This is a genomic window from Pseudomonas sp. LBUM1660, assembly GCF_059695935.1.
The window spans coordinates 3,430,726-3,455,719 of sequence record NZ_CP166795.1 but is presented as its reverse complement, the minus strand read 5'-3'; the positions used below and the strand labels follow the sequence as shown (position 1 = coordinate 3,455,719).

Sequence of the window (24,994 nt, the reverse complement as noted above, 5' to 3'; positions counted from 1 at the left end):
TGACGTAATCAGTACAATCACCCGATTTGCCCTCCCGAGAACGGAAGCAGTACGGTGGGGCGATCGCGAGAAGTCACATGCTCATCGGTAGCTATTCACCCACGCTGGTTATCATTTCGCTCTGTGTAGCGATTCTCGCCTCCTATACCGCGCTCGACCTGACCGAACGCATTGCCACCGCCAAAGGTCGGGCCGTATTCCTATGGACTGCGGGCGGCGCCTTTGCCATGGGCGTGGGCGTGTGGTCGATGCACTTTATCGGCATGCTCGCGTTCACCTTGCCCATCGACCTGGGCTACGACCTCACCCTCACGTCCCTGTCGCTGCTGACCGCGATCCTGTCTTGCGGTTTTGCCCTCTGGCTGGTCAGTCAGCCACGCCTGCCGACCTGGCAACTGGCGTTTGGCGCGCTGATCATGGGCGCCGGGATCAGTGCCATGCATTACACCGGGATGGCCGCCATGCGCATGCAGCCGGGCATCGATTACGACCCGACGCTGTTTGGCGCATCGCTGCTCATCGCCGTCGGCGCTTCCGGCGCCGCGTTATGGATCGCCTTCCGTCTGCGTCAGCACACGCCGTATGTGGGCCTGCTTCGCGCCGGTGCTGCGGTGATCATGGGCCTCGCCATCGTCGGCATGCACTACACCGGCATGGCCGCGGCGCGATTCCCCGACGGCAGTTTCTGTGGCGCCGCCATCAGCGGCTTGAACGGCAAAGGCCTCGACAATCTGGTGCTGATCACCACGCTCGCGGTGTTGAGCATCGCCTTGTTGACTTCGGTCCTCGATGCGCGTCTTGAAGCCCGCACCGCTGACCTTGCGCGCTCGCTGACCGAAGCCAACCGCGAACTGACCCAACTGGCCCTGCACGACACCCTGACCGGTTTGCCCAATCGCATGTTGCTGGCCGACCGTATCGAACAGGCCATGTCCAAAGTTCAGGAACAGGGTGGTTGCTTTGCGCTGATGTTCATCGACCTCGACGGTTTCAAACCGGTCAATGATGCCTTCGGCCACCACATGGGCGATCAGTTGTTGCGTGAGGTCGGTTTGCGCCTGCGCGAGGACATGCGCAGTCAGGACACATTGGCGCGGATCGGCGGTGATGAATTCGTACTGCTGGTGCGGCTCAGCGAGCCAAACGACGCGCTGAGCGTGGCAGCGCGGCAGGTCGGAATGATCGGCAGTTCGTTCCGGGTCGCCGAACACGACCTGCAGATTTCCGCCAGCCTCGGCATTGCGCTGTACCCGGGCAATGGCCAGACGGCCCAGGAACTGCTGATGAACGCCGACGCGGCGATGTACCACGCCAAGGGCACCGGGAAAAACGGCTACAGCTTCTTCGACGCGTCGATGAACAGCAACGCGCGCAAACAGCTGCAATTACTGCAAGACTTGCGCAATGCCCTCGATCACCAGCAGTTCAGCCTCTATTACCAACCCAAGTTCGACGCCAGCAATGGTCGCCCGGTGGGTGCCGAGGCGCTGCTGCGTTGGGAGCATCCGACCCAGGGCATGCTGCTGCCGGACAAGTTTATTGAACTCGCGGAAAAGACCGGGCTGATCATTCACATCGGTGAATGGGTGCTGAACGAAGCCTGCCGGCAGATGCGCGAATGGTACGTGCTCGGCTACACCGAGTGGCGCATTGCGGTGAACCTCTCGGCGTTGCAGTTCTGTCATGCAGGCCTGGTCAAGAGTGTCTCCAAAGCCTTGGCCACGCATCAACTGCCAGCCAACAGCCTGACCCTGGAAATCACCGAAACCACCGCCATGAGCGATGCCGATGCTAGCATGACGGTCCTTCAGGAACTCTCGGAAATGGGCGTCGACCTGTCCATCGATGACTTCGGCACCGGCTATTCGAGCTTGATGTACCTCAAGCGTCTGCCGGCCAATGAACTGAAAATCGACCGCGGTTTCGTCCGCGATCTGGAACACGACAGTGACGACGCCGCCATCGTGTCAGCCATCGTCGCCCTTGGCCAGGCGCTGGGCTTGCGCATCGTTGCCGAAGGCGTGGAAACCGGCGTCCAGCAAGACTTCCTGACCAAACTCGGTTGCAATTCGTTGCAGGGCTACCTGCTCGGGCACCCGCTGCCGGCGGATCGCTTCATGGCCGACATTGTTCGTGGGGAACGAGTGGCGACGGGCGTTGTGCCTGTAGCAGCTGACGAGCCTGCGAGGCAGCGTCCGGCAGCGAAGCTGTCGTGAAACCGGACGGCGCGGTGTATCAGGGAGAATGTGCTTGCCGGGTTTGCGACTGCTGCGCAGTCGGACGCTGCCTCGCGGGGCTCGACAGCTGCTACAGAGACGCCATTACATACGACGTTGGTAGATCACTTGACGTGAGTCCATGCAAAACCGAGCAATGGCGGTTATTCTTGGCCCCGACTGCTTACGCGTGAATGGGGAAAAGTCAGCATGGACAAAGTCATTGTCATCACCGGCGGCAGCCGCGGCATCGGCGCTGCAACCGCGTTGTTGGCCGCCGAGCTTGGTTATCGGATCTGCATCAACTATCAGTCCGACGAATCGGCAGCGCAAAGCGTGCTGGCACACGTTCGGGCACTGGGCGCTCAAGCCATTGCAGTGCGCGCCGACGTCAGCATCGAAGACGAAGTGATCAGTCTGTTCCACCGGGTGGACACCGAGCTGGGTCGAGTGACCGCGCTGGTGAACAACGCCGGCACCGTGGGCCACAAGTCCCGCGTCGACGAAATGTCTGAGTTCCGTATTCTAAAAACCCTCAAAACCAACGTTCTGGCACCGATCCTCTGCGCCAAGCACGCGATCATGCGCATGTCGCCCAAGCATGGCGGGCAGGGCGGCAGCATCGTCAATGTATCCTCGGTGGCCTCGCGTTTGGGCTCTCCCAACGAATACGTAGATTACGCGGCGTCAAAAGGCGCGCTGGACAGCTTCACCATCGGCCTGTCCAAGGAAGTGGCGGGCGAGGGCATTCGCGTCAACGCGGTGCGGCCAGGGTTTATCTACACCGACTTCCATGCGCTGAGCGGTGATCCGGATCGGGTAAGCAAACTGGAATCGGCGATTCCGATGGCCCGGGGTGGGCGGCCGGACGAAGTGGCTGAGGCGATTATCTGGTTGCTGTCGGACAAGGCTTCTTATGCAACCGGGACTTTTGTTGATCTTGGGGGCGGGCGTTAATCCTTAAGATTTGTGTTGTCCAGCCCGGCCCCTTCGCGAGCAAGCCCGCTCCCACAGGGTGTGGTGGTGTTCACAAATAATGTGTTCACATCAATCCACTGTGGGAGCGGGCTTGCTCGCGAAGAGGCCAGGCCAGACAACATCCAACTATCAGAACGACCGCACAATCCGCCCCAACGTCTCCATCGCCTTCTCCGAATCCTCATTCCACGGACTCCCATAATTCAACCGGATACAGTTCCTGAACCGCTGAGTCGGTGAAAAGATCGGCCCCGGCGCGATGCTGATGCCCTGCGCCAACGCCATCTGAAACAACTTCAACGAATCCATTTGCGGTGGCAGTTCCAGCCACAGGAAGTAGCCGCCGGCCGGTTGGCTGACGCGTGTCTGAGTCGGGAAGTAGCGGGCGATGGCGGCGAGCATGGCGCTTTGCTGCTCTTCCAGGGCGTAGCGCAGTTTGCGCAGGTGGCGGTCGTAGCCGCCGTGTTGCAGGTAGTCCGCGATGGCGGCCTGGGCCGGCATCGAGGCGCACAGCGAGGTCATCAGTTTCAGCCGTTCGATCTTCTGCGCATATCGCCCGGCGGCGACCCAGCCGATGCGGTAGCCGGGGGCGAGGCTCTTGGCGAAAGAACCGCAATGCATCACCAGCCCTTCGGTATCAAACGCCTTGGCCGGTTTCGGCGCCTGCTGACCGTAATAGAGTTCGGCGTAGACGTCGTCCTCGATCAGTGGCACCTGGTGGCCGCGCAATAACTCGACCAACTCCTGCTTCTTGGTCTCGGGCATGGTCGCGCCCATTGGGTTCTGGAAACTGGTCATGCACCAGCAGGCCTTGATCGGGTGGCGCTCCAGGGTTTGCGCGAGCACGCCCAGGTCGATACCGTCGCGAGGGTGCACCGGAATCTCGACGGCTTTGAGTTTCAGCCGTTCCAGTATTTGCAGGCAGGCATAGAAGGCCGGCGCTTCTATCGCCACCAGATCGCCGGGTTCGGTGACCGCTTGCAGGCACAGGTTCAAGGCCTCCAGCGCGCCGTTGGTGATCAGCAGCTCTTCCATTGGCAGCATCAGGCCGCCGACCATGTAGCGCAGGGCGATCTGGCGGCGCAGTTGCGGGTTGCCTGGCGACATATCGGTCACGACCATGCGCGGGTCCATGTCTCGGGCGGCGCTCGCCAGGGAGCGGGACAAGCGCTGCAACGGGAACAGGGTCGGGCTGGGAAACGCCGAGCCGAAGGGGACGGTGGTCGGGTCCTTGATCGAGTCGAGGACCGAGAACACCAGTTCGCTGACGTCGACTTCGGTGGATTCGTTGACCTGGCTGCTGATCACCGGCTCCGAGAACGGGCTCGGCGAGTGTGCATTGACGAAGTAGCCGGAGCGCGGCCGGGCGCGGATCAGGCCGCGACGTTCGAGCAGGTAATAGGCCTGGAACACAGTGGACGGGCTGACCCCATAAGTCTGGCTGGCGTAGCGCACCGACGGCACACGCTGGCCAGGGCCGAGGACCCCGGAGCGGATCAGTTCAGCGATGTCGTCGGCGAATTTTTCGTAGCGTTTCATCGAGTGCCTGGATTGAAGTTATTCAATGGGTACGCTGTTGTGGCGAGGGAGCTTGCTCCCGCTGGGGTGCGAAGCGCCCCCAGAATTTACAACTGCTACGCAGTCGAGCGGGAGCAAGCTCCCTCGCCACAGGAGCCCTGCTTTCCACAGGGCACCGCAGTCTAAGGGATCAACGGTTCATCGGCGCAACAAACCGGCTCTTGGCCACGCTATAGATGTCCGGCTCGTCACTGTCGACAATCTTGAAGCTGATCGTCTGCGAGCTGCTGCTAGGCCGTTCGGTGGTCATGGCCACTGACACCGGCACATCGACAATCTCACCCGGCGCCAGGCTCAACTCGGTCTTGCCTTGCAGCACGAAGCTTTCGCCGTCCACTAGGCTCAGTCGATAATTCTGGCGCAGTTGGGTCTTGTTGATGACCTTCAAGCTGTAGATGTTTTCGATCTGCCCCTGGCTGTTCTCGCGGAACAGGCCGCGGTCCTTGCTCACGTCCAGCGACACCATCGGCCGTTCGACCAGGGCGAGGGCAAGGGCGCCGATCATCACCAGCAGCACCGCGGTGTAACCGATCAGCCGTGGCCGTAGCAGATGAGTCTTGCCCCCTTGCAGTTCATGTTCCGAGGTATAGCTGATCAAGCCACGGGCATAGCCCATTTTGTCCATGATCGAATCGCAGGCATCGATACACGCCGCGCAGCCGATGCACTCCATCTGCAAACCGTCACGAATATCGATCCCGGTCGGGCAGACCTGCACGCACAGCTGGCAATCGATGCAATCCCCCAGGCCCACCTCGGCCGGTTTCACCTCGCGTTTGCGCGGGCCACGGTTTTCACCGCGGGCGACGTCGTAGGAAATGGTCAGGGTGTCCTTGTCGAACATCACGCTCTGGAACCGCGCATACGGGCACATGTGCATGCATACCGCTTCACGCAGCCAGCCGGCGTTGATGTAAGTCGCGCCGGTGAAGAACAGCACCCAGAACAGACTGACACCGCCCATCTGCAAGGTCAGCAGCTCTTCGGCCAGGGGCCGGATCGGCGTGAAGTACCCCACAAACGTCAGGCCGGTGAGCAAGCTGATGGCCAGCCACAGAGTGTGCTTGGCCGAGCGGCGGATCAGTTTGTTCAGGCCCCACGGCGCCGCTTGCAGCTTGATGCGCTGGTTGCGTTCGCCTTCGGTGATCTTCTCGCACCACATGAAGATCCAGGTCCAGGAACTCTGCGGGCAGGTGTAACCGCACCAGACCCTGCCAGCGAACACGGTGATCGCGAACAGGCCGAACGCGGCGATGATCAGCAGCGCCGAGAGCAGGATGAAGTCCTGGGGCCAGAAGGTCGCACCGAAGATGTGGAATTTGCTTTCGGAAAGGTCCCAGAGCACCGCCTGACGGTCGCCCCAGTTCAACCATACGGTGCCGAAGAACAGCAAAAACAGAAACCCCGCACCGCAAAGGCGCAAGGTGCGGAACAGGCCGGTGAAGCTGCGGGTGTGGATCAGGTTGTCGCTGGACTTGGCCTTTATCTTTGGACGCAAAGGCTCGTTTTTTATAAATGAGGCAGGTTCTACGGTTCGGACGGGGATTCTTTCGCTCATGGTCTTTCGCTCATCAGCCTCCATCAGGCACGAGCACTATGACCAGCGATCTGTTTGCATAACAGACTCAGGTATTGCAATAAAAAGCGGATCAGATGGGGATTGATCCGCTGCCTGCGACAACTTGATGCACCCCGTCACTACAGGGCGCAGGCGCCTATATCAGGCGCTTGCGAGGCTTGTTGATCCGGGTCAGTCAAATCACCGAATCACTGTCGGTGGCCTTCAAATGCTTACGACCGTCCACTGCGCCTGCTACGGTCAATGCGTCGGCTTCTGCTTCGGTGATGTAAACGCGCTGGCCGTTGAGCTCAACCGCCGACATGGCTTTATCGGAGTCGGTGATGATCGTGACGTCGGGGCACAGACGAATTTCTTCGCCGTTCTCGGTGATGAAAAAGCAAGTCTGGTTTTCGATGCGCACAGTCATGGAGGTGTCCTTTTTTTAGCGGGTTCTAAACTGTTAGGGCGCATCCGAGGGGCATCGTTCTGTGCAACCGATTAATGGTCGGCGCGGTCCATCCTCCCATAACAATCAATCACAAGGATTGCACCATGAACGCCTGGTGGCATGAGGTTTGGGAAACGCTGCAAGCAGAGTTCGCCGACATCGCCGATGCGTCGCAACTGACGCGCATCACCGTTCGGCTGCTGATCGCGGCGATTCTCGGCGGCATTCTCGGTTTCGAGCGTGAACAAAAGGGCAAGGCTGCCGGTGTGCGCACGCACATGCTGGTGGCCCTCGGTGCCGCATTGTTTGTGCTGGTGCCGCAGATGTCTGGCTCCCAGGCCGATGCCATGAGCCGGGTAGTGCAAGGCGTGATCGCCGGGATTGGCTTCCTCGGCGCCGGCACCATCCTGAAAAACCAGGAAGGCGATGAAGGCCACGTCAAAGGCCTGACCACCGCCGCCGGCTTATGGATGACAGCCGCCATCGGGGTTTCCGCTGGATTGGGCCGAGAGGCGACGGCGGTGTTCAGTACGTTGCTGGCGTTGGCGATTTTCAGCGTGATGCCGAGAGTCGTGAAAATGCTCGACAGGGATAAAGACGAGCAGGAGCGGCCCTGACGGATCATTACTCGGGCGCAACGATCACCGGCGGCATCGTGTTCGGTGGCTCTTCCCGGGGTGGCGGTGTGGTGCCGGGCGGCTCTTGCTCAGGCACCGGTTCTGGCTCGGTCTGCGGGATCGTCGGGGTGTCGATGTTCGGATCGGGGGTTTCGGCCGGGATTGGAATACTCATCGTTGATGCCTCCACTGGCACATGGCGTAAGTCGTGCTTAAGTGTGTTGACCGTCATCTGGGTGATTTGATTCCGCGGCAAATGGGCGTGAACTTTTCCCCGTGCTTGTCGCTCGGAACTTAAGTGCCTTCATTTCGAGACCGACGGGTTTCGTGTGAGCGACGACCAGACACAAGAGCGTCCATGGGGCGTTAAGGAGAGATGCTCGATGACTGCTGAAAAACCGACAGAGCTGAACTACAACCCTCATATGCCGCTGTCGCAGGCGCTATTGCTGCCGCGCATCGCCATTGAAAACGTCATGCCGACCCTGGATGGCGGGCAGTTCGCGGCCAAGGCCGTGGTGGGGCAGGACGTGGTGGTGACCAGCAAAGTGTTCGCTGACGGTCACGATAAGCTGGCCGTGCGCATACGCTGGCGTGCCGACGGTGACGAGGCCTGGCGGAGCGAGGTCATGACCGAGCTCGGCAATAACGGCTGGCAAGGCCAGTTCCGCGTCGAGGATCAGGGCCGCTACGTCTTCTGTATCGAAGCCTGGATCGATCAGTACGCTAGCTTTCTGTATGAAATCGAGAAAAAACACATTGCTGGCGTGCCCATCAGCCTGGAGTTGCAGGAAGGGCGAAACCAGGTGAAACAGGCCGCCGAACGCTCGGAAGGGCCGCTGAGCGAAGATCTGGCGGCGTTGCACCATGAACTGTCCGGTCTGCTCGAAGCCGAGCAGGTCGGGTTGTTTCTGCACCACCGTAGTGCTGAGCTGATGGCCCAGGCGGATCACCGCGCTTATTTGAGCCTCAGCCCCGAATTTCCGTTGGACGTCGAGCGAGAGCTGGCCCAGTTCGCCAGTTGGTATGAGTTGTTTCCGCGCTCGATCACCGACGATCCGGCCCGTCACGGCACGTTTAACGACGTGCATTCGCGACTCGCGATGATTCAGGACATGGGTTTTGACGTGCTGTACTTCCCACCGATCCACCCGATCGGTCGCAGCTATCGCAAAGGCCCGAACAACTCATTGACCGCCGGCCCCGATGATCCGGGCAGCCCCTATGCCATCGGCAGCGAAGAGGGCGGGCACGAGGCGATTCACTCTGAACTCGGCACCCGCGAAGATTTCCGTCGACTGGTGGCAGCCGCTGCGGATCACGGACTGGAAATTGCCCTCGATTTCGCGATCCAGTGCTCCCAGGACCACCCGTGGCTCAAACAGCACCCGGGTTGGTTCAACTGGCGCCCGGACGGCACGATCAAATATGCCGAGAACCCACCGAAAAAATACCAGGACATCGTCAACGTCGATTTCTATGCCAGCGATGCGATTCCGAGCCTGTGGGTCGAGCTGCGGGATATTGTGGTCGGCTGGGTCGAAGAGGGCGTGAAGATCTTCCGTGTCGACAACCCTCACACTAAGCCGCTGCCGTTCTGGCAATGGCTGATCGCCGATGTGCGGGCGTTGTACCCCGAGGTGATCTTCCTCGCGGAGGCCTTTACCACGCCAGCGATGATGGCGCGGCTGGGCAAGGTCGGTTACTCCCAGAGCTACACCTACTTCACCTGGCGCAATACCAAAACGGAACTGGCGACCTATTTCACCGAACTCAACGAGTCGCCGTGGCGCGAATGCTACCGGCCGAATTTCTTCGTCAATACGCCGGACATCAACCCTGCGTTTCTGCACGAATCCGGTCGCGCCGGTTTTCTGATCCGCGCCGCGCTGGCGACCATGGGCTCCGGCCTGTGGGGCATGTATTCGGGTTTCGAACTCTGTGAAGCCGCGCCAGTGCCGGGCAAAGAGGAATACCTCAATTCCGAGAAGTACGAGATCCGCCCACGGGACTTTACCGCGCCGGGCAACATCATCGCTGAGATCGCCCAGCTCAACCGCATTCGCCGGCAGAACCCGGCGCTGCACACGCACCTGGGCCTGACGGTCTACAACGCGTGGAACGACAACATTCTGTATTTCGGCAAGCGCAGCGCGGATGGCAGCAACTTTATTCTGGTGGCCGTCAGCCTGGATCCGAATAACGTCCAGGAAGCGAATTTCGAATTGCCGTTGTGGGAAATGGGTTTGCCGGACGATGCCAGCACCCAGGGCGAAGACTTGATGAGCGGCCATCGCTGGACCTGGCACGGCAAGTACCAGTTCATGCGGATCGACCCGGCGCATCAACCGTTCGGCATCTGGCGGATCACAACCTCTTGAAGACACCGAGCTTTCCTGTGGGATGAACTCTTGTGGCGAGGGAGCTTGCTCCCGCTGGGGCGCGCAGCGGCCCTATCTTTGATTGACAGGTTTTGCGACTGCTTCGCAGCCGAGCGGGAGCAAGCTCCCTCGCCACAGGTAGGCGTTCGGCTCAGGGGCTGCACTGAATTTAACAGGAGTTTCAAATGGCGAAAAAACCCAAGGCAGCCACCTTCATCAAGGACCCGCTCTGGTACAAGGACGCGGTGATCTACCAGGTTCACGTTAAGTCTTTTTTCGACTCAAACAATGACGGGATCGGCGACTTTCCCGGCCTTATCGCCAAACTCGATTACATTGCCGATCTCGGCGTCAACACCATCTGGCTATTGCCTTTCTATCCCTCGCCCCGGCGCGACGATGGCTACGACATTGCTGAATACCGTGGCGTCCACTCTGACTACGGCACCATGGCCGACGCCAAGCGCTTTATCTCCGAGGCGCACAAACGCGGCCTTCGAGTGATTACCGAACTGGTCATCAACCACACCTCTGACCAGCACGCCTGGTTCCAGCGTGCGCGTAAGGCCAAACCCGGTTCCGCGGCGCGGGACTTCTACGTCTGGTCCGATGACGATCAAAAATACGACGGCACCCGCATCATTTTTCTCGACACCGAAAAGTCCAACTGGACCTGGGATCCGGTCGCCGGCCAGTACTTCTGGCACCGCTTCTATTCGCACCAGCCGGACCTGAATTTCGACAACCCACAAGTCATGAAAGCGGTGCTGTCGGTGATGCGCTACTGGCTCGACATGGGCATCGACGGCCTGCGACTGGACGCGATTCCGTACCTGATCGAGCGCGACGGCACCAACAACGAAAACCTGCCCGAGACCCACGACGTCCTCAAGCAGATCCGTGCCGAGATCGACGCCAACTACCCGGACCGTATGCTGCTGGCCGAGGCCAATCAATGGCCGGAAGACACGCAGCTGTACTTCGGTGACACCGACAAAAAAGGCCTCAACGGTGACGAATGCCATATGGCGTTCCATTTCCCGCTGATGCCGCGTATGTACATGGCGCTGGCCCAGGAAGATCGCTTTCCGATCACCGATATCCTGCGCCAGACCCCGGAGATCCCGGCCAACTGTCAGTGGGCGATTTTCCTGCGCAACCACGATGAGTTGACCCTCGAAATGGTCACCGATAAGGAACGCGATTACTTGTGGAATTACTACGCGGCCGACCGTCGGGCGCGGATTAACCTCGGCATTCGTCGACGTCTCGCGCCGTTGATGGAGCGGGATCGCCGGCGCGTGGAACTGCTCAACAGCCTGCTGCTGTCGATGCCGGGCACGCCGACCATGTATTACGGCGATGAAATCGGTATGGGCGACAACATCTACCTCGGCGACCGTGACGGCGTGCGCACGCCCATGCAGTGGTCGATCGACCGCAACGGCGGGTTCTCCCGCGCCGACCCGGCGAGCTTGGTACTGCCGCCGATCATGGACCCGCAATACGGTTACCTGTCGGTCAACGTCGAAACCCAGGCCGGCGACCCGCATTCGCTGCTGAACTGGACCCGGCGCATGCTCGCCGTACGCAAACAATCCAAGGCCTTCGGGCGTGGCACGCTGAAAATGCTGTCGCCGAGCAATCGGCGGATTCTGGCCTACACCCGTGAATTCACCGGCGACGACGGCAAGCACGAAATCATCCTGTGTGTGGCCAACGTGTCCCGTAGCGCGCAAGCGGCGGAGCTCGACCTGTCGGCCTACGTCGGCATGGTGCCGGTGGAGATGCTCGGCGGTAACGCCTTTCCGCCGATCGGCCAGTTGAATTTCCTCCTGACGCTGGCGCCTTACGGCTTTTACTGGTTCGCACTTGCTGCGGAGAATCAAATGCCTAGCTGGCACGTAGAACCGGCGCAAAGCCTGCCGGACTTCACCACCCTGGTGCTGAAAAAGCGCATGGAAGAACTGCTCGAAGCGCCGTCACGCGGCACGCTGGAGCAGGGTATCTTGCCGAGTTGGCTGCAAAACCGCCGCTGGTTCGCCGGCAAGGACGCGGCCATCGAGAAGGTTAACCTGGCCTACGGTGTGCGCTTCGGCGATGCGCTGCACCCGGTGCTTTTGAGTGAAATCGAAGTCACCAGCGGCGGCCAGACCAGCCGTTACCAGTTGCCGTTCGGCTTCATTGCCGATGATCAGGTCGGGCCGGCGTTGCCCCAGCAACTTGCACTGTCTCGGGTACGACGTGGTCCTCAAGTGGGTTTGATCACCGACGCGTTCAGCCTGGAAAACTTTATCCGCGCGGTGCTGCAAGGCATGCAGGATAACGCCGTGTTGCCGTCCGATGGCGGCGAGATTTGTTTCGAGCCGACCGCCGAGCTGGCCAAGTTGGGGCTGACGGCCGAATCGGAAGTGCGCTACTTGTCCGCCGAGCAGTCCAACAGTTCGGTGGTGATCGGCAGCAGCCTGGTCCTGAAGCTGATCCGCAAGGTCGCCTCGGGTGTGCACCCGGAACTGGAAATGAGCGCGTACCTGACCAATGCCGGTTTCAGCAACATCTCGCCATTGCTGGGGTCGGTGGTTCGCCGCGACGCCAAGGGCGAAGACAATCTGCTGATGATCGCCCAAGGCTATTTGAGCAATCAGGGCGATGCCTGGGAGTGGACCCAGAACAACCTCGAACGGGCACTGCGCGACGAACTGGCGGACGCCATGTCCGAGCAGGAGCAGCACTACAACGCCCTCGGTGAGCTGAAAGACTTCGCAGGCATGCTCGGCCAACGGCTGGGTGAGATGCATCAGGTGCTGGCGGCCCCGACCGATGACCCGGACTTCGCCCCGCAGGTCACCACGCAAAAAGATGCCCTGGCCTCGGCCAAAGACGTCGCGGCGCAACTGGAGCACTCGCTGAAGTTGCTCAAACAGCATCAAAGCGAACTGAACCCGGCGGACAAAGCGCTGGTCACTCGTTTGCTGGACAACAAAAAAGCCATCCTCGGTCATGTCCAGGACCTGGGCAAAAAAGCCGTGGGCGGCTTGCGCATTCGCGTCCATGGTGACTTGCACCTGGGTCAGGTGCTGGTGATCAAGGGCGACGCTTACTTGATCGATTTCGAAGGCGAACCGGCACGGCCGCTCAGCGAGCGACGCGGCAAGCACAGCCCCTATAAAGATGTCAGCGGCGTGTTGCGCTCCTTCGATTACGCCGCGGCGATGGCGATCAACGTGCACAACGTCGACAACACCGCCGAAGCCCGAGCGGCACGGCAACGGGTCGCCGACCGCTATTTGAATGAAGCAAAACTGGCATTTGTCGACGCTTATCGGCTGGCGGCAGCTAGTCTTGCTCATGCGTGGCAAGATCCGGAAGGCGAGGACGCCGCGTTGGCGTTGTTCGGGCTGGAGAAGGCGGCGTATGAGGTGGCCTATGAGGCTGAAAATCGCCCCACGTGGCTGCCGGTGCCATTGCACGGTTTGTATGGATTATTGAGTGGGCTTAAACCCTTTTCCGATCTTGGTGGAGAGTAGTTATGAGTTTCTCGAACAAGGAACAGGGTCACGCTAAAGAAGCGCTGCTGCCCAGATCGCGGGATATCGACGCGCTGGTACGCGCTGAACATCACGACCCTTTTGCAATTCTCGGCCCTCACGGCGATGACGCAGGTGGGCAATTCATTCGGGCCTATCTGCCGGACGCGCTGAGCGTGCAGGTACTGGCCAGGGACTCCGGGGAAGAACTCGGCAACCTTGAGGCCACCCAGACGCCTGGCCTGTTTGTCGGGCACTTCGATCGGGCTCAGCCGTATCTGCTGCGCACCCGCTGGGCCGGTGGCGAACAGGTGTCCGAGGACCCCTACAGTTTTGGCCCGCTGCTCGGCGAGATGGACTTGTACCTGTTCGCCGAAGGCAATCACCGCGACCTCAGCGCCTGCCTTGGCGCGCAACTGAAGTCGGTGGACGGAGTCGACGGCGTGCGTTTCGCCGTGTGGGCGCCGAATGCCAAACGGGTGTCGGTGGTCGGTGACTTCAACAACTGGGACGGTCGTCGGCACCCGATGCGCCTGCGCCATCCCACCGGGGTCTGGGAAGTGTTCATCCCGCGTTTGCAGGCGGGGGAAACCTACAAATACGAAATCCTCGGCGCCCAGGGCATTCTGCCGCTCAAGGCTGACCCGATGGCCCTGGCCACCTCGCTGCCACCGGATACCGCGTCAAAAGTCGCCTCACCGTTGAACATCGATTGGCAGGATCAGGCGTGGATGCAGTCCCGGGGCGACCGTCATCAGCCGAGTGCGCCGCTGTCGATCTACGAACTGCACGCCGGCTCGTGGCAATGCGAACTGGACGATCTGGGTGAAGTGGCGCGCCAGTACACCTGGCACGAGCTGGGCGAGCGGCTGATTCCTTACGTGAAGGAGCTGGGGTTCACCCACATCGAACTGATGCCGATCATGGAACACCCGTTCGGCGGTTCCTGGGGTTATCAGTTGCTGTCGCAATTCGCCCCGAGCGCCCGCTACGGTACGCCGCAAGACTTCGCGGCCTTCGTCAACGCCTGCCACCAGGCGGACATCGGCGTGATCCTCGATTGGGTGCCGGCGCATTTCCCCACCGATACCCACGGCCTGGCGCAATTCGATGGCACCGCGCTGTACGAATACGGCAATCCGCAAGAAGGTTTCCATCAGGACTGGGACACGCTGATCTATAACCTGGGCCGCACCGAAGTGCACGGCTACATGCTGGCCTCGGCGCTGCACTGGCTCAAGCATTTCCACGTCGATGGCCTGCGGGTCGATGCCGTGGCGTCGATGCTCTATCGCGATTACTCGCGCAAGGCCGGGGAATGGGTGCCAAACCGTCACGGCGGGCGCGAGAACCTGGAAGCCATCGACTTCCTGCGTCACCTCAACGACGTGGTCAACCTGGAAGCGCCGGGTGCGCTGGTGATTGCCGAGGAGTCCACCGCATGGCCGGGCGTCAGCCAAAGCACGCAACAGGGTGGGCTGGGCTTTGACTACAAATGGAACATGGGCTGGATGCACGATTCGTTGCATTACATTCAGCAGGATCCGGTGTACCGCGCCCATCACCACAACGAGCTGAGTTTCGGCCTGGTGTATGCCTGGTCCGAGCGTTTCATCCTGCCGATCTCCCATGATGAAGTGGTGCACGGCAAGCACTCGCTGATCGACAAGATGCCCGGCGACCGCTGGCAGAAATTTGCCAACCTGCGGGCCTATTTGAGCTTCATGTGGGCGCATCCCGGCAAGAAGCTGCTGTTCATGGGCTGCGAATTCGGCCAGTGGCGCGAGTGGAATCACGATCAGCAACTGGACTGGTACCTGCTGCAATACTCGGAACACAAAGGTGTGCAGAAACTTGTCGGCGACCTCAATCGGCTGTACTGCGCTGAGCCGGCGATGCATGACCAGGACGACGCGCCGCAAGGCTTCCAATGGTTGATCGGCGATGATGCGATCAACAGCGTTTACGCGTTCCTGCGCTGGAGCAAGGAAGGCCGGCCGGTGTTGGTGGTGGCGAACTTCACGCCGGTGCCGCGTCAGGCCTATCGTATCGGCGTACCGTTCGCCGGGCGCTGGGGCGAGGTGATCAACAGCGATGCGGCGATGTACGCCGGGTCCAACTATGGCAACAGCGGCGGGGCGTTTACCGAGGAAGAGCCGAGCCATGGGCAGACGCTTTCGCTGGTGTTGAATCTGCCACCGTTGGCGGTGTTGATCCTGAGTCCTGAAGGTTGATCTAGAACCGCTTTCGCGGGCAAGCCTCGCTCCTACAGGTTTGGTGTCGATCATAAAAATTGCGAACGACACAGATCCTGTAGGAGCGAGGCTTGCCCGCGAAGGCGTCGGATCTGACAAAACATATCTTGACGTCAGCCAATCACCACCGCATCCGCACACCCAGACTCCCAATCAACCCGTTCAAATCATTTTCATCCACATCGCTGCTGTAATCGGCGCTGACGTACAGACTCACTGCGGGCGTGACTCTGGCCACCAGTCCCAAACCCACCTCGACCGTCGATGAATTGCGACTGCTGCTGATCTTGTCGACCTGATCAAGGGTTACCGTGTTGCCGGTGTACACGGTGTGCCACAAGTTGGTTCGCACATAGGGTTCGACCCCCAGGCCATTGATTTCGTAATTACCTTTCAACCGTGCGCCGACCCGGCCGCTCCAGGACGTCAGCTCGCTGGACGACGCATTGTTTGAGCCGGCATAGGGCGTATCCAGGGTGACGCGCTGATTGATCAACTGCGCTTGCGGTTCGACCACCCAGTTATCGCTCACGCCAATCGGAAAGCCGCCTTCCACCGACAACGTCACCGCGCTGCCTTCGGTCGCCATCCGTGCGCCCTGGTCGTTACGGCTGTACCCGTTGACCCGGCCGCCACTGGCCGTCAAATCCACGTGCCAGCCCTGTGGCCCGGTCAGGCTCCAGTAGGCGCCGAGGCTCTGGCCTTGAAGGTTAAGGGTGTCGTTGGCAGGGTCGGCGAGTGCGCGACTGGTCAACAGACCGTTGCTGTTGCCTTGTAACTGAGTCATCCCGCCGATCAGGCCGACCCGCTGGGTGTGGCCGCTACCGCTCTGCAGGGTCAGGATCGCCGGGCCTTTGAATTCGGTGCTGCCAGGGCTGGAAAAACCCTGCGCCATGAAATCGGTTTGTGCTTGTCGCGAAGCCTGCCCGTACAGCTGATCCCAGGCCGAAGGCGCGGCATCTTCGATGGTCAGGCGTGAACTTCGTGTATCGGAGGCGGCGCTGAAGTGGCCGGGGTAAGGGGCTGTGATATTGACCGTGGGCAAGGTCATTACCGGAATATCCTGGCGATACCAGGGGGTGGTTTTATCCTCTGCGGGACCTGCTTGCACCTCCATGGACGAACACAGCAGCAGTGAACTCGAGACAGTGCAAAAAGTGATTTTGATCTCTTGTTGGGTGAATGAAGTTTTCATGGGGGTCTACCTTGCAATCGCATGCCGTATCTCGCTTTGGCGTCTCTCCTACCCCGAATGAGGGGCGACCGAATGGATTGAGGCAAGCCGCTGGCCGCCCGATTTCGCGGGTGTCTGGAGGTTTGCCCCGGGTGGAGTTTCCGGGGGTAGTAACGTGAAGCTAAGAAGACCCTTGACAGGTCGTCAAGAAAATGGCCGATAAGTGGTATGTGTATTTTAGGGCTCGCAAGTGACTGATTTCCGGCACACATCTAAGTTCTTGTTTGTTCGAAAATTCGTCAAAAACCCCTCGTTCCAGAGCCTTTGGATAGCGGGCTATCGGTCTGTCTTGGCAAGGTTCAGGGCATGCTGTCCGGCGATGTCTGTGTCTCAATTCTGTCAGTAATGCAGCGCTGAAATGAGCGCAAGGTAATCCGTACCCCCGCACCGGTTTGTCTGTCTGGCGAAAAGGGCAGGCCGCAACCAGGCGGAATATTCAGCCACAAGATTCGGGCGGCTTGCCCAGCGCAGGGACTGGAGCGAAATCAATGTAAACCCAACTCAGTGTCAACTGCCTGACGTGGCGATTGCGTTGAAGAAGCCGCTGAGCAGGGAGGGGAATGACATGAACAGGACAATGTCGTGGAGCCTGTTGTTATCGCTCACCATCGCCGCGGTGTTGACCCGTCACAGATGCACTTCCACCGCCAACGGCAAGTGATCCGACAGGTGCGTCCAGGGTTTACTGCCGAGAATTCGCGGGTTGTGGCTGCTGGCGTTACGCAGGTAGATCCGGTCCAGGCGCAGCAGAGGAAAGCGCGCCGGGTACGTCTTCGCCGGGCGGCCGTTGTGGCGTTCGAATGCTTCGTGCAGGTAATCGCGCCGGGCCAGGGCGGCGTTGCCTTGCAACTGCCAGTCGTTGAAGTCGCCGGCAATGATCACCGGCGCATCGTCGGGCAGGGATTCGAGCAGTAGGCAGAGCAGTTGGAGCTGCAACTGGCGATGGCTTTCCAGCAAGCTCAAGTGAACGCAGATCGCATGGACCTCAGTGTGCCCCGGCACGTCCAGTACGCAGTGCAGCAATCCACGCCGTTCGGGGCCGGTGATCGAGACGTCGAGGTTGCGGTGTTCGCGAATCGGGTATTTCGACAGCAGGGCGTTGCCGTGATGGCCGTTGGGGTAAACGGCGTTGCGACCGTAGGCGAAATCGCTCCACATGCTGTCGGCCAGGAACTCGTATTGCGAGGTCTGCGGCCAGTCGTTGTAACGGGAAGAATGCCGATCGTGCTCGCCGACCACTTCCTGCAGGAATACAAGATCGGCTGACGTACTGCGCACCGCTTCACGCAGCTCCGGGAGGATGAAACGCCGGTTGAGGGCGGTAAACCCTTTGTGGGTGTTGACCGTCAGTACCCTCAATCGATGAATCGCCGGGGGCGAGTCCAAGGGTACTGATTCAACGGCTCGCTGCTCGGAATCGCTGGTCACGTTCACTCCTCTGAATCTGGCTGCTTAGTCATGCGACTGATTCAGCGGCGGGCAGTTCAGTTTGAGCGACACCCATCAATTGTGGGAGCGGGCTTGCTCGCGAAAGCGGTCTGACAGTCAGCACATTAGTTGAATGTCAGGCCGCCTTCGCGAGCAAGCCCGCTCCCACAGGGGCTTTGTGTTGGGTGGGAATGTCATCAGACGAAGACAACTTCATAGGGCAAGCGCATGCGCTCCAGAATCACCCGGGGCAGCAGCGGCGCGATGCCGATGGCCGGTTCGCCGTCGAGCTGGCTGGCGTAGGCGTGGGTGGCGTGGCTTTTGCGTGCGACGGTCCAGGTGTCGAGGCGTATTTTGCGCGCACGATGCCAGGGGAACAGTCCTAGATCACGGGTCGGCCAGTGCCAGGCCCAGACCGGCAGCTCGTTGAGCGTCGCACCGACCATGCTCGCAGCATGGGCGCTGGCGCGGCCGACGGCGTCATGATCCGAGGTGCCGTCTTCGCGCCAGGTACTGAACACCACGTCGCCGGGGCGCAAGTAACGGGCGATGAATTGGGTCAATTGGGTTTCACGCTTGGCCAGGGCGTTGTCGGTAAAGCCGCCGCGAATCCACTTCAGGCTGTGCATCGGCAAACCGAGCCGGCGCAAGGCTTCGACGCTTTCCTGGCCGCGAAACACACTCAGGCGCTTCTCTGACCATTGTTGCGAGCCCGGATGGCTGGCGCTGCCATCGGTGATCGAGATCAATTGCAGGGGATGACCCAAGGAAGAAAGGAGCTGAAGCAAGCCTCCACACATGACCACTTCATCGCCAGGATGCGGCGCGATCACCACGGCACGTGCGCCAGTGGGGACCAGGGTCTCGGTGTTGATGACGGGGATGTTGTCCAGTTGCAGGGCGCTGTTCCAGACCTGTCCCGGCAAGCTGCTTTCGATGAGGGAAACGGGTTTCATCGCGCTACGTCCTTGTTCTGTTTGATAGCAATGTGCAGCGCTCCATACCCTGGATTGCCGCGAGCAGAGTATTGCTCAAGTAAGGCTGTTCGTCGCGTAGCGGTGTGATCTGATCCGGTTTTTTTTAACCAGCCTGTGCCAGGTCTCGCAAATAATCGCCAAAACCACCGCGTGCGCGACTGTCCAGTCGAGCACTGGTCAGCACTTGCGGGTGATGGCTCCAGGCTATGTTTGCGCCACAGCGTTCGAGTTGCCGCACCAATTGCACATCTTCGTCACACGCCAGCGGTTCGAATCCCCCGGCGCGCTGATAGGCGTCAGCGCTGATGCCCAGATTGGCCCCATGAATATGCCGATGACCGTCGCGGGCCTGATAGTGCTGGTGATAGCGAATCTGAGCCGACTCATCGAACGACTCGTGCCACGCCTCCACCGTGACAGTGCCGCACACCGCATCGACGTCGAGGGCCAGTTGCGCCACCAGCCAATCGTGCGCCACACGGCTGTCGGCGTCGGAACAGGAAATCCAGCGTGCCCCGCGCTCCAGCAGAAACCGTGCGCCTGCGGCGCGAGCCTGACCGACATTACGCGCCTCGATCGCCAGACTGTGCACCGGGTAAGCACCGACGATCTCCGAGGACCGGTCGGTGCAACTGTCGAGCACCACCAGCACCTCGACGGTTTCACCGCCAAGCCGCTCGTGTTGCGCGGCGAGCAGGGCCGCTTCAAGGCAGTCTTCGAGCAAGTCTTCTTCGTTATGCGCGGCGATCAGAATACCAATCATCGCAAGCCCTCCAGAGCCGCCACGGAGCGTGGTTCACGACTCCAGAGTTCCAGTAGAAAATCCGCTTCCTGATGCAGGACCAGGCGCGGTAAATGCAAATGTTCGTGCAGCAAGTCATGGACCTGACGTGCATTCAACGGACAGCCGTCGATGGGCGGGCGCCAGTGGCAGGCCAGCAGTTGGCCGTCGGCGGTCAGCGATTGTCCGGCCTGTTCGATCAGGCGTTTCAGGTCGTCGGCGTCGAGGTAATAGCCGATTTCGCTAAGCACAATCAGGTCGAATTTTTCCTCTGGCCAATCCGCAGGCAAGCGACTGTGGCGGACTTCGGCGTGGTCGAACGGGCCGAGTCGGGTGCGAGCGAGCGTCACGGCTGCGGCAGCGGTGTCGCAACACAGAAGACGATTGCAGCGGCTGGCCAGCTCAAAGCTCAGCTCGCCGTTGGCGCAACCGGGTTCGAAGATCGCGCGATAGTGAGGGCGGGGCAGTGCGGCGAGGGTGATTGCGCGTTTGCGCTGTTCATACCAGCGCTGACGGAACGACCAGGGATCATCGTTGCCGGCAAACAGACCGTCGAAATATCGGTCGTCGACGCTCATACAAACACCACTTCAAACGGTTGCAACAGTCGCTCCAGCACATAGGGCGCCAGCACGGGCGGCAAGCCGACTTGCGGGTCACCCTCCAATTGGCTGGCAAACGCGTGGATCGCGTGGCGTTTGCGCGCGACCAGGTGCGGGGCGAGGAGGATTTTCCGCGCCCGGTGCCACGGCACGAAACTGTCTTCAGGTGCCGCCCAGTGCCAGGTCCATACGGGCAATTCATAGACGGTCGCACCAGCGCGTTTCGCCGCTGTGGCGCTGGCCCGGCCCACGGCTTCGTGGTCGCAATGGCCGTCCTCGCGCCACGTGGTGAATACCACGTCGTTGGGGTGCAAGTGACGTTCGATGAATTCGCTCAATTCGCTTTCTCGATCAGCCACCTGGCTGTCCTTGAATCCGCCGCGCAGCCATTTCAGGCTGTGCAGTGGCAGGCCGAGACGCCGCAAGGCTTCGACCGACTCCTGAGGCCGGACCGCGCTCAGGCGCTCCACCGGCCAGCGCTCGGAGCCGGGATGGCTGGCGCTGCCATCGGTGACCGAGATCAATTGCAAGGGTCGGCCGGCGGCGGCGAGCAATTGAAGGAAACCACCGCAGCCCAGCACTTCGTCATCCGGGTGCGGGGCGATGATCACTGCGCGGGCGCCTTCCGGCACCAGGCTCAGGATGTCGATCACCGGTAACTGCGCCAAGTGGCTGGAGGTCTGCCACCTATGAAGCGGCGTGCCCTGGCCGACGATAAGGTTGGTTTTCATAACGTCCATGTTCCGGTAATGACGGTTTGGCCGAGGGCGGCGAGGTCCCGTTCGGCGTGGCTTTGGCGCAGGAACACCGGCAGGTCGGCGATCAATCGAGCGAACTGCCGATCCTTGCAATAGGGACCTGCACCAAGGGCGTGGCCGACGTGTAACAGGACTTGTTCAGCGGCGTGTTCCACCACCGCCCGGACGCGTCGGGCCAGCAGTTCGGCGTCGTCCAGTGGAGCAGCGTCGATCATCAGTGCGCTGACCCGCAAGACCTCGGCAGCGGCATGCAGCGCACTGTCGACGGCGCCGAGGTGGGCGAGGGCGTGGGGTTCTTCACGTTGCGCGCAATGGCTGCGCAGGCGTTCGGCAATGCTCTGTGCCGCACCGTACCAGCAGGCTGCAATGCCGATGCCGCCCTGCCAGAAACCGACCCGATCCAGGTAATCGCCGCGGTAGCCGATGGCTTGTCCTTCGGCGCCTTCGAACACCACTTCGACGCTGCCAGTGGCGCCCATGCCGACGGCTTGCCAGCCCTCATCGGTAATGGTCACGCCGGGTTGATCCAGCGCCACCGCAACCAGTTGCTGGCAGTCCTGATGATCCCAGGCCGTGAGCAATGCATGACTCAACACCGTCGCGCCCGAGCACCAGGCCTTGCGTCCGTTCAGCACCACCATGTGACCTTGCGGACGGACGCGCACCCGCGCCTGTGGAGGTTCAGCGGCCCACATGCCCCACGTGCTACCCGGCGTTGGCGAGCCACCGAGTTGCTGGATGATCGCCAGCGCATCGGTATGGCCTTCGTACAATTTGCACAACCCCAGGTCATGCCCACCGACTGCGGCCAACCGCTGGAATCGCTCCAGCGTCTGGCCGCCGCCCGGCAGCGGAAGCTGATCGAGTCCAGCCTCCACCAGCGCCTGTAGGCACCGGCCTAGCGCCTGAGTATCGGCGTAGTCCGGTGGCTGGCGATCGAGAAAGGCTTGAAGGTCCATTTCACTCTTCTTCCTCATGCTGCAATTCGAACAGCAGCAGCGAACGGCCGGTGACGGAATACTCGTGCCCGAACTCGAAGCGTTCCTGCCCGCGAATCGACGGTTGATTGGTGTCGACCATGCACGTCCAGTGATAGCCGTCCGGCACTTCCGGCAAGGTGAAGTTGACGATGTCGTGGTGCGCGTTGACCACCAGCAACAGGGTCGCGTCACCGCCCTTGCGACGGATACCGGTTTCCTGGGCGCGGCCGTCCATCAACATGCCGAGGCAGCGGCCGTGGGCTTCTTCCCATTGTTCGGTGGACATTTCGCTGCCATCCGGGGCGAGCCAGGTCACGTCCTTGACGCCGATATCCTCGTTGTAATTGCCCACCAGGAAACGTCCGCGACGCAGGATCGGATAGGCCAGACGCAACTTGATCAGGCGTTTGACGAACTTGAGCAAGGCCTTGCCGTCTTCGCTCAGGTCCCAATTGACCCAGCCGATCTCGCTGTCTTGGCAATAGGCGTTGTTGTTACCTTCCTGGGTCCGGGCGAATTCGTCGCCGGCTACCAGCATCGGTGTGCCTTGGGACAGCAGCAGCGTGGCGAAGAAATTGCGCATTTGCCGCTGACGCAGTTCATTGATTTCGGGGTCGTCGGTCGGGCCTTCGACGCCGTGGTTCCAGGACAGGTTGTTGTTGCTGCCGTCCTGATTGTTCTCGTCGTTGGCTTCGTTGTGCTTGTCGTTGTACGACACCAGATCGTTAAGGGTGAAACCATCATGGGCGGTGATGAAATTCAACGAGGCGTAGGGCCGCCGACCGCGCTGATTGAACATCTCGCCGGACGCGGTCATGCGGCTGGCGAAGTCCGCGAGTTGCCCGTCATCGCCTTTCCAGAAGGCGCGCACGGTGTCGCGGAACTTGTCGTTCCACTCGACCCAGCCCGGCGGAAAACCACCGACCTGATAACCGCCGGGGCCGCAATCCCAGGGTTCGGAAATCATTTTCACCTGACGCAGCACTGGGTCCTGGCGGCAGGCTACAAGGAAACTGTGACGTTCATCAAACCCGTCGTGGTAGCGCCCGAGAATGGTCGCCAGGTCGAAGCGGAAACCGTCCACGTGCATTTCCGTGGCCCAATAGCGCAAGGAGTCGGTGACCATTTGCAGTACGCACGGGTGACTCAAGTCGAGGGTATTGCCGGTGCCGGAATCGTTGATGTAGTAGCGCTTGTCATCGGGCATCAAGCGGTAATACGAGGCGTTGTCGATGCCGCGCATGGACAGGGTCGGACCTTGTTCGTTGCCTTCGGCGGTGTGGTTGTAGACCACGTCGAGGATCACTTCCAGATTGGCCTCGTGCAGGTGCGCGACCATCTCCTTGAACTCGGCGATCTTGCCGCTGGCCAGGTAACGCGGGTCCGGGGCGAAGAACGCGATGCTGTTGTAGCCCCAGTAATTGGTCATGCCTTTGTGCAGCAGGTGCTGGTCGTTGACAAAGGCGTGGATCGGCAGCAACTCCACCGACGACACCCCGAGTTTACGAATGTGTTCCAGCACATCATCGACCATCAACCCGGCGAAGGTGCCACGCACGTTCTCGGGGACGGAAGGGTGACGCATGCTGATGCCGCGCACGTGCGTCTCATAAATGATCGTCTTGTCCCACGGCACGCTGACGCGATGGTCGTGGCCCCAGGTGTGCGCCGGGTCGATCACCTTGCACTTGGGGACAAACGGCGCGCTGTCGCGCTCATCGAAACTCAAATCGGCATCGGGATGCCCGATGGTGTAGCCGAACAGTGCTTCAGACCATTTCAGCTGGCCGACCAATTGTTTGGCGTAGGGGTCGATCAGCAGTTTGTTGTGGTTGAAGCGATGACCGTTGGCCGGGTCGTATGGGCCATAGACACGGTAGCCGTAGATCAGCCCTGGATGGGCGTCGGGCAAGTAGCCGTGGTAGATCTCGTCGGTGTATTCCGGCAGTTCGATGCGTTCGAGTTCGACCTCGCCGGTATCGTCGAAGATGCACAGTTCGACTTTGGTGGCGTTGGCGGAAAACAAGGCAAAGTTGACCCCCAGACCATCCCAGGTCGCACCCAGCGGGAAGGGCAAGCCTTCACGGATTCGCGAGGCCTCGACGTGAGGTTCTGGCGCGGCTTTCTTTGGACTGGACATAGATGCTCCTGCAAAAAGGGAATTCTTTGTAGGAGCGAGGCTTGCCCGCGAAGGCGGTGTTTCAGTCACATTCAAATCGACTGACATGCCGCCTTCGCGGGCAAGCCTCGCTCCTACAGTTTTTTCGTGGGCGAGCGAGCCCACGGTGGCCAGCGGGCTGGCCACGAGGTCAAACAGGACGCGATAGTGAGGCGTCAGACAGCAGGCGGTTTGCGCGCTGCTTTAGGCTTCTTCTCGGCAGCTTTTTCGCCAGGCGGAATCACCTTCGAGGCCGCAGCAGGCTTGGCCTTGGCTTTCGGCTCCGGGACCTTGCCATTGGCGGCTTTGGCCGCCGCAGGTTTGGCAGCCGTTTTACTGCCGGCAGCCTTGGGCGATCTTTTGGGGGCCAGGGCTTCGGCTTCAGCGAGCTTGCGCGCCATCTCCCAGTGCCGGGCTTCCTGGCCTTCGGGTTTTCCTTCCGATTCCCAGATTTGATAGGCAAATTCGCGAACGCGTTTATCGTCGGTACTCATCGCAATACTCCTGAACTGAAC

General features: G+C 60.7%; 19 protein-coding genes. 6 read left to right on the top strand and 13 right to left on the bottom strand.

What is annotated here, in order from left to right:
* The first annotated feature begins 77 nt into the window (after window positions 1-77).
* Window positions 78-2,216: a putative bifunctional diguanylate cyclase/phosphodiesterase gene (locus ACA068_RS16190; RefSeq protein WP_497303141.1), complete on the top strand. Its 2,139-nt coding sequence runs from the start codon at window positions 78-80 to the stop codon at window positions 2,214-2,216.
* A gap of 210 nt (window positions 2,217-2,426) precedes the next feature.
* Complete coding sequence (locus tag ACA068_RS16185) at window positions 2,427-3,173, top strand: SDR family oxidoreductase (RefSeq protein ID WP_497303139.1); 747 nt, start codon at window positions 2,427-2,429, stop codon at window positions 3,171-3,173.
* 150 nt (window positions 3,174-3,323) lie between these two features.
* On the opposite strand, the gene mapR is transcribed toward ACA068_RS16185, so the two are convergent.
* The 3 genes from mapR to ACA068_RS16170 all read right to left on the bottom strand — a co-directional run bounded on the left by mapR (window position 3,324) and on the right by ACA068_RS16170 (window position 6,760).
* Window positions 3,324-4,733 (bottom strand): GntR family transcriptional regulator MpaR, encoded by a 1,410-nt coding sequence (gene mapR, locus ACA068_RS16180; protein WP_497303137.1) that lies wholly within the window; start codon window positions 4,731-4,733, stop codon window positions 3,324-3,326.
* A 169-nt stretch (window positions 4,734-4,902) separates the two neighbouring features.
* On the bottom strand, window positions 4,903-6,330 hold the full coding sequence (ccoG, locus tag ACA068_RS16175; RefSeq protein ID WP_497303135.1) for a cytochrome c oxidase accessory protein CcoG: 1,428 nt from the start codon (window positions 6,328-6,330) through the stop codon (window positions 4,903-4,905).
* Between the two features lie 196 nt (window positions 6,331-6,526).
* Window positions 6,527-6,760 carry a DUF3203 family protein gene (locus ACA068_RS16170; protein WP_497293594.1) on the bottom strand — a complete coding sequence of 78 codons (234 nt, stop codon included), beginning with the start codon at window positions 6,758-6,760 and terminating at the stop codon, window positions 6,527-6,529.
* Window positions 6,761-6,885: 125 nt separating this feature from the next.
* Between ACA068_RS16170 and ACA068_RS16165 the strand changes: the two genes are divergently transcribed.
* Complete coding sequence (locus tag ACA068_RS16165; RefSeq protein ID WP_497303133.1) at window positions 6,886-7,398, top strand: MgtC/SapB family protein; 513 nt, start codon at window positions 6,886-6,888, stop codon at window positions 7,396-7,398.
* 7 nt (window positions 7,399-7,405) lie between these two features.
* On the opposite strand, the gene ACA068_RS16160 is transcribed toward ACA068_RS16165, so the two are convergent.
* Window positions 7,406-7,573 carry a hypothetical protein gene (locus tag ACA068_RS16160; RefSeq protein ID WP_497303132.1) on the bottom strand — a complete coding sequence of 56 codons (168 nt, stop codon included), beginning with the start codon at window positions 7,571-7,573 and terminating at the stop codon, window positions 7,406-7,408.
* A gap of 208 nt (window positions 7,574-7,781) precedes the next feature.
* Between ACA068_RS16160 and ACA068_RS16155 the strand changes: the two genes are divergently transcribed.
* The 3 genes from ACA068_RS16155 to glgB all read left to right on the top strand — a co-directional run bounded on the left by ACA068_RS16155 (window position 7,782) and on the right by glgB (window position 15,540).
* Complete coding sequence (locus ACA068_RS16155) at window positions 7,782-9,779, top strand: alpha-1,4-glucan--maltose-1-phosphate maltosyltransferase (RefSeq protein ID WP_497303130.1); 1,998 nt, start codon at window positions 7,782-7,784, stop codon at window positions 9,777-9,779.
* A 185-nt stretch (window positions 9,780-9,964) separates the two neighbouring features.
* The gene (gene treS / locus ACA068_RS16150) at window positions 9,965-13,306 is read left to right on the top strand and encodes a maltose alpha-D-glucosyltransferase (RefSeq protein ID WP_497303128.1); all 3,342 of its coding nucleotides are present in this window, start codon (window positions 9,965-9,967) and stop codon (window positions 13,304-13,306) included.
* Window positions 13,307-13,308: 2 nt separating this feature from the next.
* Window positions 13,309-15,540 (top strand): 1,4-alpha-glucan branching protein GlgB, encoded by a 2,232-nt coding sequence (glgB, locus tag ACA068_RS16145; protein ID WP_497303126.1) that lies wholly within the window; start codon window positions 13,309-13,311, stop codon window positions 15,538-15,540.
* A 142-nt stretch (window positions 15,541-15,682) separates the two neighbouring features.
* On the opposite strand, the gene ACA068_RS16140 is transcribed toward glgB, so the two are convergent.
* From ACA068_RS16140 to ACA068_RS16100, 9 genes are all read right to left on the bottom strand, one after another.
* Window positions 15,683-16,756: an autotransporter domain-containing protein gene (locus ACA068_RS16140; protein ID WP_497303125.1), complete on the bottom strand. Its 1,074-nt coding sequence runs from the start codon at window positions 16,754-16,756 to the stop codon at window positions 15,683-15,685.
* 666 nt (window positions 16,757-17,422) lie between these two features.
* A complete protein-coding gene (locus ACA068_RS16135; protein ID WP_497303124.1) occupies window positions 17,423-18,223 on the bottom strand; it encodes an endonuclease/exonuclease/phosphatase family protein in 801 nt (266 codons plus the stop codon).
* A gap of 197 nt (window positions 18,224-18,420) precedes the next feature.
* On the bottom strand, window positions 18,421-19,179 hold the full coding sequence (locus ACA068_RS16130; RefSeq protein ID WP_497303122.1) for a PIG-L deacetylase family protein: 759 nt from the start codon (window positions 19,177-19,179) through the stop codon (window positions 18,421-18,423).
* A 124-nt stretch (window positions 19,180-19,303) separates the two neighbouring features.
* Window positions 19,304-19,963 (bottom strand): glycosyltransferase family 2 protein, encoded by a 660-nt coding sequence (locus ACA068_RS16125; protein ID WP_497303120.1) that lies wholly within the window; start codon window positions 19,961-19,963, stop codon window positions 19,304-19,306.
* Window positions 19,960-20,559, bottom strand: a complete 600-nt coding sequence (locus tag ACA068_RS16120; RefSeq protein ID WP_497303118.1) for an SAM-dependent methyltransferase — start codon at window positions 20,557-20,559, stop codon at window positions 19,960-19,962. Before ACA068_RS16120 ends, ACA068_RS16125 begins: the two co-directional genes overlap by 4 nt.
* Window positions 20,556-21,314 (bottom strand): PIG-L deacetylase family protein, encoded by a 759-nt coding sequence (locus ACA068_RS16115; RefSeq protein ID WP_497303116.1) that lies wholly within the window; start codon window positions 21,312-21,314, stop codon window positions 20,556-20,558. The genes ACA068_RS16120 and ACA068_RS16115 overlap by 4 nt, the downstream gene beginning before the upstream one ends.
* Window positions 21,311-22,300, bottom strand: coding sequence for an acyl-CoA dehydrogenase family protein (locus ACA068_RS16110; RefSeq protein ID WP_497303114.1), 990 nt, complete (start codon window positions 22,298-22,300; stop codon window positions 21,311-21,313). Before ACA068_RS16110 ends, ACA068_RS16115 begins: the two co-directional genes overlap by 4 nt.
* A 1-nt stretch (window position 22,301) precedes the next feature.
* Window positions 22,302-24,461, bottom strand: a complete 2,160-nt coding sequence (glgX, locus tag ACA068_RS16105; RefSeq protein WP_497303112.1) for a glycogen debranching protein GlgX — start codon at window positions 24,459-24,461, stop codon at window positions 22,302-22,304.
* Between the two features lie 194 nt (window positions 24,462-24,655).
* Window positions 24,656-24,973 carry a DUF2934 domain-containing protein gene (locus tag ACA068_RS16100; RefSeq protein ID WP_497303110.1) on the bottom strand — a complete coding sequence of 106 codons (318 nt, stop codon included), beginning with the start codon at window positions 24,971-24,973 and terminating at the stop codon, window positions 24,656-24,658.
* Between the last annotated feature and the right edge of the window lie 21 nt (window positions 24,974-24,994).

Bases quoted from the DNA above. Each gene is read 5' to 3' on its own strand.
- ccoG (WP_497303135.1), bottom strand. From the start codon at position 6,330: ATGAGCGAAAGAATCCCCGTCCGAACCGTAGAACCTGCCTCATTTATA.
- glgB (WP_497303126.1), top strand. From the start codon at position 13,309: ATGAGTTTCTCGAACAAGGAACAGGGTCACGCTAAAGAAGCGCTGCTG.
- ACA068_RS16160 (WP_497303132.1), bottom strand. From the start codon at position 7,573: ATGAGTATTCCAATCCCGGCCGAAACCCCCGATCCGAACATCGACACC.
- ACA068_RS16100 (WP_497303110.1), bottom strand. From the start codon at position 24,973: ATGAGTACCGACGATAAACGCGTTCGCGAATTTGCCTATCAAATCTGG.
- ACA068_RS16165 (WP_497303133.1), top strand. From the start codon at position 6,886: ATGAACGCCTGGTGGCATGAGGTTTGGGAAACGCTGCAAGCAGAGTTC.
- ACA068_RS16130 (WP_497303122.1), bottom strand. From the start codon at position 19,179: ATGAAACCCGTTTCCCTCATCGAAAGCAGCTTGCCGGGACAGGTCTGG.
- treS (WP_497303128.1), top strand. From the start codon at position 9,965: ATGGCGAAAAAACCCAAGGCAGCCACCTTCATCAAGGACCCGCTCTGG.
- mapR (WP_497303137.1), bottom strand. From the start codon at position 4,733: ATGAAACGCTACGAAAAATTCGCCGACGACATCGCTGAACTGATCCGC.
- ACA068_RS16170 (WP_497293594.1), bottom strand. From the start codon at position 6,760: ATGACTGTGCGCATCGAAAACCAGACTTGCTTTTTCATCACCGAGAAC.
- glgX (WP_497303112.1), bottom strand. From the start codon at position 24,461: ATGTCCAGTCCAAAGAAAGCCGCGCCAGAACCTCACGTCGAGGCCTCG.
- ACA068_RS16115 (WP_497303116.1), bottom strand. From the start codon at position 21,314: ATGAAAACCAACCTTATCGTCGGCCAGGGCACGCCGCTTCATAGGTGG.
- ACA068_RS16110 (WP_497303114.1), bottom strand. From the start codon at position 22,300: ATGGACCTTCAAGCCTTTCTCGATCGCCAGCCACCGGACTACGCCGAT.
- ACA068_RS16185 (WP_497303139.1), top strand. From the start codon at position 2,427: ATGGACAAAGTCATTGTCATCACCGGCGGCAGCCGCGGCATCGGCGCT.
- ACA068_RS16125 (WP_497303120.1), bottom strand. From the start codon at position 19,963: ATGATTGGTATTCTGATCGCCGCGCATAACGAAGAAGACTTGCTCGAA.
- ACA068_RS16155 (WP_497303130.1), top strand. From the start codon at position 7,782: ATGACTGCTGAAAAACCGACAGAGCTGAACTACAACCCTCATATGCCG.
- ACA068_RS16190 (WP_497303141.1), top strand. From the start codon at position 78: ATGCTCATCGGTAGCTATTCACCCACGCTGGTTATCATTTCGCTCTGT.
- ACA068_RS16120 (WP_497303118.1), bottom strand. From the start codon at position 20,559: ATGAGCGTCGACGACCGATATTTCGACGGTCTGTTTGCCGGCAACGAT.
- ACA068_RS16140 (WP_497303125.1), bottom strand. From the start codon at position 16,756: ATGAAAACTTCATTCACCCAACAAGAGATCAAAATCACTTTTTGCACT.